The organism is Demequina flava (assembly GCF_000975035.1).
GTDB lineage: Bacteria > Actinomycetota > Actinomycetes > Actinomycetales > Demequinaceae > Demequina > Demequina flava.
In genome coordinates, this window is record NZ_BBRA01000001.1 from 1,335,427 (window position 1) to 1,349,412 (window position 13,986).

Consider the following 13,986-nt stretch of genomic DNA (forward strand, 5'->3'; position numbering starts at 1 on the left):
GGGTCGCGCTAACCGCGTGGCCCCACCGGGCCCGCTTTACCCTCTGCGAGCTGAAAGGGGTCGACGATGCTGTCGACAGAGCACGGAGCGGTCAGTTCTCCGTTGAGAACAGCGACCGACCTGGGAACCGACTTCTGGGCTTCTCAGGGCCAGAACCTGCTGTTCGGGATGATCGCGATCATCGCCTTCATTGCGATCATCGCGATCGTGATGTTCGGCGCGGACCTCATCAAGGGACGCACCCGCGACAAGGTCCAACTCGTCGTGCTGGTGGCGCCCGTGCTGGTGCTGCTCGGCGTCGGCCTCGTCTACCCGGCGCTCGACACCACGTGGTTGTCGTTCAACGAGATCACCAACGAGCCCGACCCCGACACAGGCATCTTCACCACAACGATGCAGTTCGTCGGACTCGACAACTACCGCTTCGCGTTCTCAGACCCCTCGACCCTGCGCACCATCCTGAACACCTTTGTGTGGATGATCTTGGTGCCGCTGATGTCGACCGGCTTCGGTCTCGCCTACGCGGTCTTCATTGACCGCGCCAAGGGCGAAAAGGTACTCAAGTCGCTGGTGTTCATGCCCATGGCTATCTCGCTCGTGGGCGCCTCGGTTATCTGGGGCAACATCATGTACGACTACAACCAGGTCGGCGAGCAAACAGGAATGCTCAATGCCCTGCGTGAGCTCGTGGGCCTTGACCCGTACAACTTCCTGCGTGACGATCCGTGGAATACCTTCTGGCTGATCGTCATCCTGGTGTGGATCCAGACAGGATTCGCCATGGTGATCCTGTCCGCCGCGATCAAGGGCGTTCCTCAGGAAATGAACGAGGCGGCGTCCCTGGACGGCGCTAGCGCTTGGCAGCGCTTCTGGCGCATCACCGTGCCGTCCATCCGCAGCACGATCGTCGTGGTTCTCACAACGATCACGATCATGGCGTTGAAGGTCTACGACATTGTCCGCACCGTCACTCAGGGGCGAGACAACACCGACATCGTGGCCAACCGCATGTACGTCCTGAGCTTCGTGGAGGGCCGTGAGGCCCTGGGTGCCGCGCTCGCGGTCATCCTCTTCGTCTTCGTGATTCCGGTGGTCATCTACAACGTCAGATCCCTCAACAAGGTGAAGGAGGCCCGCTGATGAGTGTCACCATGCCTCCCCAGCATCCCGTCGACGACACGAAGCCGACGAAGGGCAAGAGCCTCACGCGCTCGGCCAAGGCGAAGAAGAACCTGACGAGTCCATGGGCAACGGCAGCGGCGATCATCATCGCTGTCGCCTGGACCATTCCGACGGTCGCACTGTTCATGACCTCGCTCATCCCGGGCGACCGCTATCGCACCGACGCGTGGTGGACGGTGATGGCCGATGGTGGTCTCACCTTCCAGAACTTCAACCAGGTGCTCTTCGACTCCTTTGGCGACAACTCCACGGCGCCGCCACTGATCGAATACGTCTTCAACTCGATCGTCGTGACGGTCCCGTCCGTGGTCTTCCCGGTGGTGCTGGGTCTGATGGCGGCCTACGCGTTCGCGTGGATTCCGTTCAAGGGCTCGAGCTTCCTGTTTGTGCTGATCTTCGCGCTCCAGGTGGTGCCACTGCAGTTGGCCCTCATTCCGCTGCTGCGCCTGTTGGGACCGGAGAACCTTGGACTGGCTGGAGAGTTCGGAGGCGTGTGGATTGCGCACACGATCTTCGCGCTACCGCTATCGGTCTTCCTGCTGCACAACTTTGTGTCGCATATTCCGCGCGAGGTCCTCGAGGCCGCCCGTGTGGACGGCGCGAGCCACACGCAGATGTTCTTCCGCATCATCATCCCGCTGTCGCTACCCGCGGTGGCGTCGCTGGCGATCTTCCAGTTCCTGTGGGTATGGAACGACCTGCTGGTCTCCGCCGTGTTCGGAAGCGCGGACACCTACCCGCTGACCTATCCGATCTCCAACCTGGCCGGTGACTATGGCCAGTACGCGTACCTGGTGCCGCCTGCGGCGTTCATCTCGATGATCATTCCGCTGATCGTGTTCTTCTCGCTGCAGCGCTACTTTGTCCGCGGCCTCCTGGCCGGATCCACGAAGGGTTGATCGCGACTCGTACACTGGTGCCGTGACCGAGCAGAACACTCCCGAACAGCCCCGCAACGTCGAGGACGCCAAGCACGATGCCGTGCCCGCCCAGTTCCGGCTGGCACCGCGCTTTGGCCGCGTCGTGGGCACGGGTGTGGTGCTCGGTCTCGTCATCGGTGTCGTGATCGCGCTGGTCCTGCCCAACACCACGGCCGTCGGCACGTTCACGGTCGCAATGCTGATCGGGGCGGGTTGCGCGATCCTGGGCGGAGTTCTCGGGGGCCTGGCCGCGGTGTGGCTTGACCGCTCCACGCCCAAGCGCCTCAAGGAGTCGCAGCGGGCCGATGCTTCAGACAGTGACGACTGACGCTCACCTGACGTAGGCCGCGCCACCCACGGTCCCCTCTCGTTCTTGGCGCGGCTAAGGGCAAACCCTGGCGCGCCGTGCGTCGCTGAGGCGACCCGGGCATCGGCCCCACTCCCATGCCTTTAATTGCGAAAACGTGCAATAAACGGAATGTTCCAACAAACCCCGAAGAATGGCTCGCGCACCGCGCTTGATTGTCGATTCTTCCAACCAAACAATGGCATCGTCCCTGGTGGAAGCCGCAACAAATAGCAGTCGAAACGTCACGATGTCTCATTTATGTCACGGAACTTGATCCTTAGCGTTGGGTGCTGGCTATAGTCACGCCAGCGCTCCTTCATTCGGGGGAGCGTCAGCACACATAGTCGTGTGACGGAGTTGTCACTCGGCGACCTTCCGAAAGGACCAATGATGATCCGAACCATGGGACGCAAGCGCGTTGTCGCTGCAGCCTCGATGGTCGCGGGCCTCTCGCTGATCGTGGCGGGCTGCTCCGACAGCGAAGGCGGCGACGACGAGATGAGCGCTGACCCGACAACCTCTGCTGACTCCACGGCCGGTGCCGCCGCAGGCGAGGGCGTCGCAACTGACCGCGAGCTCGTGGTCTGGGCTGGCGCGCAGACCCCGCTCAACCAGACCTTCAACCCGTTCGTGCCCGAGGTCCAGCACCTTGCACTCGGCGGTGTGTATGAGTCGCTCTTCTACTACAACAAGGCAGGCTCGGGGGAGCCGCTGCCCCTGCTGGGTGAGTCGTTCGAGTGGAACGCGGACGGCACGCAGCTCACGATCACGATCCGCGAGGGCGTCACCTGGAACGACGGCGAAGCCTTCACCACAGACGACGTGATCTACGCCTTCACGAACGACATTGCCGCACCGGACTACATCGCCAGCGCCGAGGCCACCGATGACACGACGGTCATCCTCAGCTTCGACGAGCCGCAGTACACCAACGAGCTGTCGCTCCTGGGCCTGACCTGGATGATCCCCGAGCACGTGTGGGCCAACCTCGACGAGGATCCGCTGTCGTTCCCCAACATCGAGCCGGTCGGCACCGGTCCGTACACGATCGCTTCGATCTCTGATGCGAACTACACCGGCGTCGCGAACCCCGACTACTGGGGCGGCGAGCCAAACCTGACGAACGTCCGCTACATCGGTATCGACGGCAACCAGTCCGCCGAGGACCTGCTGCGCACCGGCCAGATCGACTGGGTCGGCATGTTCGTGCCCGAGCCGCAAGGCATGGAGGACGCGGGCCTGGGCTACATCAACACCCCGCAGGACCCGACGGTGCTGTACACCTGCTCGAACGCCGACCTCGGTTGTGAGGGTGACCAGACCGACGTCGCAGTGCGTCAGGCGCTCAACCTCGCAATCGACCGCAGCGCGATCAAGGACAAGGCATTCGTCGGTCTGACCGGCACCGCCTCGCCCACGTTCGCGCTGCTGGGTCGTGACGACCAGTGGATCTCGCCTGATGTTTCTGCCGAGAGCCCCCAGTCGCCCGAGATCGAAGAAGCCCAGGCCATCCTCGAAGAGGCCGGCTACACCGCTGACGCGGACGGCTTCTACGGCAAGGACGGCGAGGCGATCGAAATGTCGCTGACCTCGGTCGACGGCTGGACGGACTACAACAACGCCGCCCAGCTCATCCAGGAGCAGGCCGCTGAGGCCGGCATCAAGGTGACCGCGTCCACCGTGTCGTGGAACGAGTTCGCTGACGGCCGTACCAACGGTGACTTCGAACTGATCATGGGTGGCGTCATCGGTACCTCGGTGCCCGACCCGTTCCAGATCTACAAGGACTGGTTCGGTGGCGACGCCACCACGCCAGCCGGCACCGCGCTCGAGCCCGGTGACTGGAACTTCTCGCGCTACTCCAACGAGACCGTTGACGAGCAGATCCAGGTCGCAGCATCGACCATCGACGAGGCCACGAAGATAGCCGCTTACGCCACCATCCAGGAAGAAATCACCCGGGACCTGCCCTACATCCCGATCGTGATCAACGCCACGCAGACCTTCTACAACCAGACCGACTACACCGGCTGGCCCACGGAAGACAACCTGTACGCGTTCCCGCCGGCTTGGGCTTCAGGCGGCGCCGGAGTTGTGCTGTCGAACCTCGGCGGCACCGAGTAACACCCCTGGAATGGAGAGGCGCCTGATGGACCGAACGCGCACCTGTGCGTGGCTGCAGACCTGGGAGGCCCGACTGTGAGATACGTCGGCCGACGACTGGTCATCTACGCAGTCACCCTCTGGGCGGCGATATCCCTGAACTTCTTTCTTCCGCGCATGTTGCCTGGCGACCCTGCCAGCATCCTGATCGCGAAGATGAGTCGCAACGGAGATGTCACCGAAGCGCAGTTGGAGTCCATTAGGCGCCTCTTCGGCAATCCCGAGGCGTCGCTGTGGCAGCAGTATCTCGACTACTGGGAGCAGCTGTTCAGCGGGGACCTCGGAACCTCGGTGTCGTTCTATCCGACACCGGTGACTGAGCTGATCGGATCCGCGCTGCCGTGGTCGATCGGCTTGGTGGGCGTCGCCACGATCATTTCCTTCACGATCGGAATCGGCGCCGGAATGTTCACCGGCTGGAAGCGTGGCACCTGGGTTGACCACGTGGTCCCCTCGACGACGCTCCTGCAATCGCTGCCCTACTTCTGGGTCGCGATGGTGCTCATCTACTTCTTCTCCGTGCAAAACCAGTGGTTCCCGATCATCGGCGGCTACAACGTATTCATGTTCAACGGCCCCGAATGGAGCTGGGAGTTTGTGGGGTCCGTGCTCTACCACGCGATCCTTCCGGCCATCACGATCGTCATCTCCTCGGTCGGCGGTTGGCTCCTCGGAATGCGCAACATGATGGTCTCCACCATGGGTGAGGACTACGTCACCACCGCGGAGGCGAAGGGCCTCAAGAAGCGCCGCATCATGACCACCTACGCAGCCCGCAACGCGATGCTTCCCTCGATCGCCGGGTTCGGCGTGGCGCTGGGCTTCGTGGTCGGTGGCTTCGTCGTGATGGAAACGGTGTTCTCCTATCCCGGTATTGGCAAGCTCATGATTACGGCCGTCCGCGCCAACGACTACGCACTCATGCAAGGGGTGTTCCTCGTCATCACTCTGACCGTGCTGGTGGCGATGTTCATCACCGACATGATCTACGGACTCATCGACCCGAGGGCGCGCCAGAATGTCTAATCCCGCAACCGAGGCTCCCACGCAGGACGTCGAGCCTGTCCAGACTCACAAGGTCACCAAGCCCAAGCGTCACGTCAATGGCAAGTTCGTCATTGGTGCCGTGATGCTCTCGCTGATCATCCTGTTCGCGATTCTGGGCCCCATGATCACGCAGTTCGACCCGCGGGACTCCGACAACCCCGTGCTGATCCCCCCGGATGCGACGCACTGGCTCGGCACCACGTCGCTTGGGTACGACATGTTCTCCCAGCTCGCGACGGGTGCACGCACCTCTTTGATGGTGGGTGTGGTCGCCGGTCTGATCGCCGTCGTGTTGTCCATCATGTTCGGAGTTGTCGCCGGCTACGTGGGTGGCGTGACCGACGAGGTCCTCACCCTCATCATCGGCGTCATGCTGGTCATCCCCGGCCTGCCGCTGACCATCGTCATCTCCTCGCTGGTGCCCGGTCGGTCCGGATTGCTCGTGGCGGTGATCCTCGGCATCACGGGGTGGGCGGGCGCCGCAGTGGTGCTCAGATCCCAAGCCCAGTCGCTGCGCAACCGCGATTACGTGTCCGCGTCGCGCATCGCCGGAGAGAACCCGTTCCGCGTCATCGGCGTGGAGATTCTCCCCAACCTGCTGCCGCTGCTGACCGGCCAGTTTCTGTTCGGCGTGATCTTCGCGATCCTCGGCGAGGCCGGACTGTCCTACCTGGGACTTGGCCCCACGGGGTCCATTTCCTGGGGCACCATCCTCAACGAGGCGCAGGCCGGCGGCGCCTTGACCCGCGGTGCGTGGTGGTGGTTCGTGCCACCGGGCCTGATGGTCGCGCTAGTGGGCTGTTCGCTCGCCCTGATCAACTTCGCAATCGACGAGGTCATCAACCCCAAGCTCCGCTCCGCACCGCTCGAGGCCCGCCGCTTGCGCAAGGCCAAGAAGGAACGGCGTGCGGAGAAGAAGGCAGCAAAGGTTGAACTCAAGAAGGAGGCGGCATCGTGACAGACAGCACAACGGCCGATGCCGTGGCTGACGGGGCAACCGAAGGCGACACCCGCGTGAGTGAGGCCGGGGACGCTGAGGCGACCCCAGCATCGGCCCTCCCCGAACCCGTGGTGACCGCCAGGAACGTCCACATCGAGTACGAAGTGGAACCCGTCGTGAAGGCCGTGCGCGGGGTCGATCTCACCATCTACCGCGGCGAGATCCTCGGCCTGGCAGGGGAGTCCGGCTGCGGCAAGACCACCCTCGCGTACGGGCTCAACCGGCTGCTCAAGGCGCCCGCGCTCATGACGGACGGCGGGGTGACGTTCCACGACCGTGAGGATGGCGACATCGACGTTCTCGCGCTCGATGGCGACGGGCTGCGCGCGTTCCGCTGGGACAAGATCTCGATGGTGTTCCAGGGTGCGATGAACTCGCTCAACCCGGTCATCAAGATCCGCAAGCAACTCTTCGACGTCTTCACCACGCACCGTCCCGGCATGGAGAAGCAAGCGATGGAGGAGCGCGCGCGGGAGTTGCTGACGATGGTCGGCGTCGATGCTGACCGCATCAACTCCTATCCGCACGAGCTCTCCGGCGGTATGCGTCAGCGCGTCATGATCGCGATGGCGCTGGCGTTGGAACCGCAACTGATGATCATGGACGAGCCCACGACCGCGCTGGATGTGGTCGTGCAACGAGAGATCATCCGCGAAATCATGCGGCTGCGAGAGATCTTCGGATTCGCTGTCATCTTCATCACCCACGACCTCCCCATGCTGCTCGAGATCTCCGACCGCGTGGCCGTGATGCTCGAGGGGCAGATCGTGGAGCGCGGGACTGCGGACGAGATCTATCACAACGCCCAGCACGACTACACGAAGCGCCTGCTCAGCTCGTTCCCGAGCCTGCGCGGCGAGCGCGGCGCGTTTGTGCGCGGCGGAGAGGACCAGTGATGTCTGAGGCGACTACTGACGCGACCACGGACAATGCCAGCTTGGAGTTTCGCAACGTCGTCAAGGAATACAAGGTGCGTGGCGCGCACCGCACCCTACGCGCCGTGAACGATGTGTCCTTCACGCTTGAGCCCGGCAAGACCATCGCGCTGGTGGGCGAGTCCGGATCGGGCAAGTCCACGATCGCGAAGACGATCCTCCAATTGGAGAAGCCGACCTCCGGCGAAGTCTTGATCGATGGCAAGCGGGTGCCTCGCTACGGCCGCGCGCTCAAGCGCTACCGCAAGGACGTGCAGATGGTCTTCCAAGACCCCTTCGCGTCGCTCAACCCGTTTCACACGATCGAGCACCACCTCGAGCGGCCCATCAGGCTGCACAACGCGGTTGCCGAGGGCCAGAGCGTGCACGAGCGGGTTGTCGAACTGCTCGAGCGCGTCAACCTCGCACCCGCAGAAGACATTGTGGGGCGCCGACCTCACGAACTCTCCGGCGGGCAGCGTCAGCGCGTCGCGATTGCGCGTGCCCTGGCTCCGGGAAGCCGATTCCTTATTGCTGACGAGCCCGTCTCGATGCTCGATGTGTCGATTCGCCTTGGCGTGCTGAATCTGTTGGCGCGACTGCAGCGTGAAGAGAACCTGGGTGTCCTCTACATCACCCACGACCTCGCGACCGCGCGGCACTTCTCCGACGAAATCATGGTGATGTACCGCGGCGATGTCGTGGAGCGAGGACCCTCGGATGAAGTCATCCTCAACCCCCAACACGACTACACCAAGACGCTGCTCTCGGCGGCGCCTGACCCCGACCGGCTTGGCCAGATGCGCGACGAGGTCCGCGCGTTATTGAGCCAGTCCGGCACCTAAAGACTCCCGCGGCCGATGCCCGTCGTTGAGAAGGGCGGCGGCGCATCGGCCGTGTGGGACACTACTCCTGTGAACCCCCGCTTCCCTCAGGAGGATCGCTGATGCCCCGCGGCGACGGCATGCTGACCCACGAGCTGGACCCCCAGGACAGAGGACCGCAGGATGCCTGCGGCGTCTTCGGCATCTACGCACCTGAAGAGGAAGTCTCCAAGCTCACATACTTCGGTCTCTATGCGCTTCAGCACCGCGGCCAAGAATCGGCGGGCATCGCCAGTTCTTCAGGCGACAAGATCCTGGTCTACAAGGACATGGGACTCGTCTCACAGGTCTTCGACGAGGGGTCGCTGTCCGCTCTGCGGGGCCACATCGCTGTAGGCCACGCGCGCTACTCGACCACCGGCGCCTCGACCTGGGCCAACGCCCAGCCCACGCTTGGACCCACCAAGCACGGAACCGTCGCACTTGGCCACAACGGTAACCTGACGAACACCCACACCTTGCTCGACCTCGTGACCGAGCGCCTGGGCGCTGACCGCCGCGCGTCGCTTGAGCACGGGGGCGCCACGGACACCGCGATCCTGACGGCCCTGCTGGGCTGGGACCGCTACGAGACCGTCACCGAGACCGCCCTCGAACTGCTGCCCCACGTTGAGGGTGCCTACTGCCTCGCCTTCATGGACGAGGAGACGCTGTATGCCGCGCGTGATCCGCAGGGCGTGCGACCGCTCGTGCTGGGGCGCGTGCCTTCCGGCGGCTGGGTGGTTGCCTCCGAGACTGCCGCGCTGGACATCGTCGGCGCCATCTTCGAGCGCGAGGTGGAGCCAGGCGAGTTCCTCACCATCGATGCGTCCGGCGTGCACTCGCGGCACTTCGCGAAGGCCAAGCCAAAGGGCTGCGTCTTCGAGTACGTCTACCTTGCACGCCCCGACACCCACATCAACGGACGGTCGCTTCAGGCCGCTCGCGTGGAGATGGGTCGCCAGCTTGCGCGCGAGGCGCCGGTCGAGGCGGACATGGTCATGCCGACCCCCGAGTCCGGCACCCCTGCCGCCGTGGGCTACGCGCAAGGCTCCGGGATCCCCTTTGGCCAGGGTCTCGTGAAGAACGCCTACGTGGGTCGCACGTTTATTCAGCCGTCCCAGACGTTGCGTCAGCTCGGTATTCGATTGAAGCTCAACCCTTTGCGCGAGCAGATCGAGGGCAAGCGCCTGGTCGTTGTCGACGACTCGATCGTGCGCGGCAACACTCAGCGCGCCGTCGTCGCAATGCTGCGCGAGTCCGGCGCGGCCGAGGTGCACCTGCGCATCTCCTCGCCGCCCATTCAGTGGCCATGCTTCTACGGCATCGACTTCCCCACGCGCGATGAGCTCATTGGTGTGCGGATGTCTGTCAACGAGATCCGCGACCACCTTGGCGCAGACTCGCTGTCCTACATTTCCGTCGAGGGCATGATCGCCGCGACCGAGCAGGCCGAGGAGCGTTTGTGCACCGCCTGCTTCACCGGCGAGTACCCCATCGAACCGCCTATTAACGCCAAGCACCTGCTGGTCAACCAGCCCGTGGAGGTTACTTCGTGACGCAGCCCAGCGAGCCCATCACTTACGCCGGCGCCGGAGTCGATACCGAGGCTGGCGACCGCGCGGTCGAGCTCATGAAGGACGCCATCGCACGCACGCACGGGCCTGAGGTTCTTGGCGGCGTGGGTGCGTTCGCGGGGCTGTTCGACGCGTCAGCGCTGAAGTCGTACGAGCGCCCGCTGCTCGCCTCCTCAACCGACGGCGTCGGCACCAAAATCGTGATTGCCCGCGCGCTGGACGTCCACGACACCATTGGCCAGGACCTGGTCGCCATGGTCGTCGACGACATCGTGGTGTGCGGCGCCAAGCCCCTCGTCATGACCGACTACATCGCGTGCGGCAAGGTGGTGCCTGAGCGCATCGCCGACATTGTGCGCGGGATCGCTGAGGGCTGCGAAATGGCCGGAACCGCGCTGGTCGGTGGCGAGACCGCCGAGCACCCGGGCGTGATGGACGCTGATGACTACGACGTCGCCGGCGCGGCCGTGGGCGTTGTCGAGGCCGATGCCGTCCTGGGTGCCGAGCGTGTGCAGTCCGGCGACGTCGTGGTCGCGATGGCATCGTCTGGACTGCACTCCAACGGATACTCGCTTGTGCGCCGCGTGGTGTCGCACGCCGGCTGGTCGCTCAACACGTCGATTGACGAGTTGGGCCGCACCGTGGGCGAAGAACTTCTCGAACCGACGCGCATCTACGCCCAGTTGTGTGTGGCGCTCGCCGAGTCCACCCCCGGCCTGCGCGCGTTCTCGCACGTCACCGGTGGGGGACTGGCTGCAAACGTGGCGCGTGTGCTGCCTCAGGGGCTTGCCGCGACCGTCGCTCGCGACGCCTGGGATCTGCCCGCGGTGTTCTCCGTGGTCCAGGGTGCCGGCTCCGTGCCATGGAACGACCTGGAGTCAACGCTCAACATGGGTGTTGGCATGGTCGCAGTGGTGTCGCCGGACGAGGCCGACGGCCTGATCGCCGCCTCCGCTGCCGCTGGTGTTCCCGCGTGGACGCTCGGAGAGATCGTGTCAGACGACGACCGCGCCATCAGCGCTGATGTCGTCCGCGGTGCCAAGGGTGTCGACGGCGGCGCCGTCTACCTCAGCGGCGCCTACAAGGCCTGAGCAGCCTTCGACGCCCGACGCTCATACGCTCCGCGCGGCTACTAGTCGCTCGGCGCTGCGCTACCGGTCTGCGGTATCACTTTCGCTCCGGGGCTTTGCGCGCACGAGCGACCCACCAGCCATGAACGGCAGGGTGAAGTACGCGAAAAGGACGGTAGAGCGGCGTATGAAGCAGGGGTGCGACTTTTAGCGCTCGTCCTCGGCCCAACGGTCGACGTACTCGTCTGACTCGTCAACGGGTGCAGGCTCGGGCGAGCGTCGAGGCGGCTCAGAGCCGCTGATCAACTCTCGCTCCAGGTCGCGTAGATCCGCGCCGTGGTTCGAGTACTTGAGCTGACGCGCGATCTTCGCGTCCTTAGCCTTCTGACGGCCACGCCCCATGAACGCCGTCCCTTCTACTCGTCGCGGGCACACGCCTAAGCGGGCCCGGCGTGCTGAGTCTTAAGCGGTACTTTACAACGGTTCTGCACCTCCTCGCGACCCCCTGGGCTAGGCACAATTCGGAAATCTTGCCCAAACCCGCGTCATAGAGGCTACGCGCGGCCCTCTCAATCTGTGAAAGCGGCTCGACGAGGGGTCGCCTACCGATCTGAGGGAACCGAATTATGACCACTGACACCATGCATGAGCCTGAGAAGTTGCTGACCCCAAGCGAGGTCGCTGCAATCTTCCGCGTTGACCCCAAGACGGTCACGCGTTGGGCCAAGGTGGGCAAGCTCTCGTCGATCCGCACCCTCGGTGGTCACCGACGCTTCCGCGAGGTCGAGGTTCAGGAACTCCTGGCAAAGGCCCAGGAGCAGGCAGTCTCTTAACCTGCGCGCTTCCGGACGCCCCACAGAGGGAGCGCCCAGAAGCCAGGCAGTAAGCCCCTAGCGGGCCTCGAGCACGTCGATCACGAAGACGAGCGTTGAGCCCGCGGGGATCGGTCCCATGTCCGCGAAGCCGTAGCCGGACTCGGGCGGCACCACGAGCAGCAGCTTGGAGCCCACGGGCTGACCGACGATGCCGTCGACCCAGCCATCAATGAGCGTGCCGTGGGCAATGGGGAACGTGATGGACTCGCCGCGGTCCCATGACGAGTCGAACTGCGCGCCATCCCACAGCCATCCGGTGTAGTGCACGGTGATGTGCTGACCCTCGACAACGGGCGCGCCGTCTCCGCCTTCGAGCACGACGACCGCGAGGCCCTCGCCCTGCTCAGCGCCGGCGAAGTCGACGGAAGGGGCGCCATTTGCGGCGCGAGTCACGGTGGGGTGCTGGGCAGTGCTCACAATTGCTCCTCAAGATTGGTGTCCGTCCAGCGTATGGGATCCGTGCGGCATCTCGGGCGTCAGTGCCACGGCGTACGCTGTCGATCATGACGAGGGCGACGTTGACGGTGGCGACTTACGAGACACCGGTGGGGGACTTGACCGTATTCGCGGATGCGGACGGAGCGGTGCATGCCGCAGGCATGGGGCCGATGCCCGAGGTCGCCCGTCAGCTGCCTTCAGCCAGCGCGGGGTTGGGCTGGGAAGTGGGGGAGCAGCCGGATATCGCCGATGCCGTGATTGCGTGGCTCGATGGCGATGCCGACGCGATCACGTCGGTTCCGGTGGTGTTGGAGGGCTCCGAGTTTCTTGTGGACGTGTGGACGCACTTGCGAGACGTCCCAGGCGGCGCGGTCGTGTCCTATGCGGAGCTCGCCGAGATGACGGGACGCCCGCGGGCTTCGCGCGCGGTCGGGACCGCTTGCGCACGCAACCGCGTCGGGATCTTTGTGCCCTGCCACCGCGTGGTCCAGGCTGGCGGCAAGCTGGGCTCGTATGGGTTTGGCGGCACCGGTATCAAGGCGCAGATGCTCCGGCTTGAGGGCGTCGAGGTCCGCGGCTCCGATGAGACTGCACGCCTCGTGGAGAACCCTGCCGTGTTCGAGCGCACCGCGTGACGGGGGTTTCGGAAGTCCCCTTGCGCAGTTGGCTTCCGTACTTCTTGGGGGTCTCGGCTGCGTGGGGCTGCAGCTTCCTCTTCATCGAGATCGCCTTGCGCGAGTTCGCGCCCACGCAGGTCGCCTTTGGGCGCGTGTTGTTCGGCGCGCTCACGCTGATCGTCATGGTCGTGGTGACAGGCAGCATCCCACGTCTGAGCTGGAAGAAGCTCGGAGCAATCGCGCTCGTCGCGGCGTTCATGTCGGCGATTCCACTCGTCTTGATCCCCGCCGCGCAGCAACACATCTCGTCAATCCTCGCGAGCCTGCTCAACGCGACAACGCCGTTGTGGACCGCACTGTTTGTCGCGCTTCTCATCCCCGCAGAGCGCGTCACGCGAATCCAACTCGTCGGCCTCGTCATGGGCGCCTTCGGCATCGCGATCCTGCTGGGCGCGTGGCGAGTAGACGACTTCCCACTCATGGGAGCCGCCCTCATGATGGGGGCGACGGCTTGCTACGGCATCGGGTCGACCCTGTCGCGCGTGCTCCTCAGCCGGGTACAAGACTCGCCCATGGCGCTGTCGAGCATGCAAATCACCGTGTCCGCGCTCATGCTGGCGCCTGTCGCACTGGCAACGCCGGCACCCAGCACGGACGCAATTGCCCTGAACTCGGTGTCCCTGTGGGCATTGATCGCGCTCGGCGTGACGGGCACGTCATTCGCCTACGTGTGGTTCTGGAAGGTCGTGAAGGCCGCTGGCGCCACCACTGCGGCGTCGGTGACGTACTGCGTTCCTGTCGTCGCGACCGCGCTCGGCGTGCTCGTTCTAGGAGAGCGCCTTCGTTGGTACGAGGTCGTGGGCGCCGGCGTAGTGTTCGCCGGCGTGTGGCTTGCGCAGCGCCGCCCGAAGCCGCGACCGGAGACCGTGCCCGAGATTAAGGGCTCTGCCGTCTAGGACGACCACGCCCAA

At 64.5% G+C, this 13,986-nt stretch carries 15 protein-coding genes; 13 read left to right on the forward strand and 2 right to left on the reverse strand.

From position 1 onward, the window contains the following. The first annotated feature begins 66 nt into the window (after window positions 1-66). The 10 genes from AOP74_RS06225 to purM all read left to right on the forward strand — a co-directional run bounded on the left by AOP74_RS06225 (window position 67) and on the right by purM (window position 11,106). Window positions 67-1,140, forward strand: coding sequence for a carbohydrate ABC transporter permease (locus AOP74_RS06225; RefSeq protein ID WP_236683733.1), 1,074 nt, complete (start codon window positions 67-69; stop codon window positions 1,138-1,140). Continuing rightward, window positions 1,140-2,081, forward strand: coding sequence for a carbohydrate ABC transporter permease (locus AOP74_RS06230; RefSeq protein ID WP_061961453.1), 942 nt, complete (start codon window positions 1,140-1,142; stop codon window positions 2,079-2,081). The genes AOP74_RS06225 and AOP74_RS06230 overlap by 1 nt, the downstream gene beginning before the upstream one ends. Window positions 2,082-2,103: 22 nt before the next feature. Continuing rightward, window positions 2,104-2,430: a hypothetical protein gene (locus AOP74_RS06235; RefSeq protein ID WP_061961454.1), complete on the forward strand. Its 327-nt coding sequence runs from the start codon at window positions 2,104-2,106 to the stop codon at window positions 2,428-2,430. 408 nt (window positions 2,431-2,838) lie between these two features. Then, window positions 2,839-4,575: an ABC transporter substrate-binding protein gene (locus tag AOP74_RS06240; protein WP_236683734.1), complete on the forward strand. Its 1,737-nt coding sequence runs from the start codon at window positions 2,839-2,841 to the stop codon at window positions 4,573-4,575. A 75-nt stretch (window positions 4,576-4,650) separates the two neighbouring features. Continuing rightward, on the forward strand, window positions 4,651-5,640 hold the full coding sequence (locus AOP74_RS06245; RefSeq protein ID WP_061961927.1) for an ABC transporter permease: 990 nt from the start codon (window positions 4,651-4,653) through the stop codon (window positions 5,638-5,640). Further along, a complete protein-coding gene (locus AOP74_RS06250; RefSeq protein WP_061961455.1) occupies window positions 5,633-6,619 on the forward strand; it encodes an ABC transporter permease in 987 nt (328 codons plus the stop codon). The genes AOP74_RS06245 and AOP74_RS06250 overlap by 8 nt, the downstream gene beginning before the upstream one ends. 110 nt (window positions 6,620-6,729) lie before the next feature. Next, complete coding sequence (locus tag AOP74_RS06255) at window positions 6,730-7,557, forward strand: ABC transporter ATP-binding protein (protein WP_082096191.1); 828 nt, start codon at window positions 6,730-6,732, stop codon at window positions 7,555-7,557. Next, window positions 7,557-8,420: an ABC transporter ATP-binding protein gene (locus AOP74_RS06260; protein ID WP_061961456.1), complete on the forward strand. Its 864-nt coding sequence runs from the start codon at window positions 7,557-7,559 to the stop codon at window positions 8,418-8,420. Before AOP74_RS06255 ends, AOP74_RS06260 begins: the two co-directional genes overlap by 1 nt. A gap of 101 nt (window positions 8,421-8,521) precedes the next feature. Then, on the forward strand, window positions 8,522-9,997 hold the full coding sequence (purF, locus tag AOP74_RS06265; RefSeq protein WP_061961457.1) for an amidophosphoribosyltransferase: 1,476 nt from the start codon (window positions 8,522-8,524) through the stop codon (window positions 9,995-9,997). Then, window positions 9,994-11,106: a phosphoribosylformylglycinamidine cyclo-ligase gene (gene purM, locus AOP74_RS06270; protein ID WP_061961458.1), complete on the forward strand. Its 1,113-nt coding sequence runs from the start codon at window positions 9,994-9,996 to the stop codon at window positions 11,104-11,106. The genes purF and purM overlap by 4 nt, the downstream gene beginning before the upstream one ends. A gap of 186 nt (window positions 11,107-11,292) precedes the next feature. Here the strand turns inward: purM and AOP74_RS06275 are convergent, their stop codons facing one another. Further along, entirely contained in the window at window positions 11,293-11,487 is a 195-nt protein-coding gene (locus AOP74_RS06275; protein ID WP_061961459.1) for a DUF3073 domain-containing protein, read from the reverse strand. A 224-nt stretch (window positions 11,488-11,711) separates the two neighbouring features. Here AOP74_RS06275 and AOP74_RS06280 point away from each other — a divergent pair, with 224 nt between their 5' ends. Beyond that, window positions 11,712-11,918, forward strand: coding sequence for a BldC family transcriptional regulator (locus tag AOP74_RS06280; RefSeq protein ID WP_061961460.1), 207 nt, complete (start codon window positions 11,712-11,714; stop codon window positions 11,916-11,918). 57 nt (window positions 11,919-11,975) lie between these two features. Here AOP74_RS06280 and AOP74_RS06285 read toward each other — a convergent pair whose 3' ends face one another. After that, window positions 11,976-12,377, reverse strand: coding sequence for an FKBP-type peptidyl-prolyl cis-trans isomerase (locus AOP74_RS06285; RefSeq protein WP_061961461.1), 402 nt, complete (start codon window positions 12,375-12,377; stop codon window positions 11,976-11,978). Window positions 12,378-12,463: 86 nt separating this feature from the next. Here AOP74_RS06285 and AOP74_RS06290 point away from each other — a divergent pair, with 86 nt between their 5' ends. Both AOP74_RS06290 and AOP74_RS06295 read left to right on the forward strand, forming a co-directional pair. Further along, the gene (locus tag AOP74_RS06290) at window positions 12,464-13,033 is read left to right on the forward strand and encodes a methylated-DNA--[protein]-cysteine S-methyltransferase (protein WP_152649197.1); all 570 of its coding nucleotides are present in this window, start codon (window positions 12,464-12,466) and stop codon (window positions 13,031-13,033) included. Beyond that, window positions 13,030-13,971 carry a DMT family transporter gene (locus tag AOP74_RS06295; protein ID WP_061961463.1) on the forward strand — a complete coding sequence of 314 codons (942 nt, stop codon included), beginning with the start codon at window positions 13,030-13,032 and terminating at the stop codon, window positions 13,969-13,971. Before AOP74_RS06290 ends, AOP74_RS06295 begins: the two co-directional genes overlap by 4 nt. Window positions 13,972-13,986 lie beyond the last annotated feature (15 nt).

Bases quoted from the DNA above. Each gene is read 5' to 3' on its own strand.
- AOP74_RS06260 (WP_061961456.1), top strand. From the start codon at position 7,557: ATGTCTGAGGCGACTACTGACGCGACCACGGACAATGCCAGCTTGGAG.
- AOP74_RS06225 (WP_236683733.1), top strand. From the start codon at position 67: ATGCTGTCGACAGAGCACGGAGCGGTCAGTTCTCCGTTGAGAACAGCG.
- AOP74_RS06250 (WP_061961455.1), top strand. From the start codon at position 5,633: ATGTCTAATCCCGCAACCGAGGCTCCCACGCAGGACGTCGAGCCTGTC.
- AOP74_RS06290 (WP_152649197.1), top strand. From the start codon at position 12,464: ATGACGAGGGCGACGTTGACGGTGGCGACTTACGAGACACCGGTGGGG.
- AOP74_RS06240 (WP_236683734.1), top strand. From the start codon at position 2,839: ATGATGATCCGAACCATGGGACGCAAGCGCGTTGTCGCTGCAGCCTCG.
- AOP74_RS06230 (WP_061961453.1), top strand. From the start codon at position 1,140: ATGAGTGTCACCATGCCTCCCCAGCATCCCGTCGACGACACGAAGCCG.
- AOP74_RS06275 (WP_061961459.1), bottom strand. From the start codon at position 11,487: ATGGGGCGTGGCCGTCAGAAGGCTAAGGACGCGAAGATCGCGCGTCAG.
- purF (WP_061961457.1), top strand. From the start codon at position 8,522: ATGCCCCGCGGCGACGGCATGCTGACCCACGAGCTGGACCCCCAGGAC.
- AOP74_RS06280 (WP_061961460.1), top strand. From the start codon at position 11,712: ATGACCACTGACACCATGCATGAGCCTGAGAAGTTGCTGACCCCAAGC.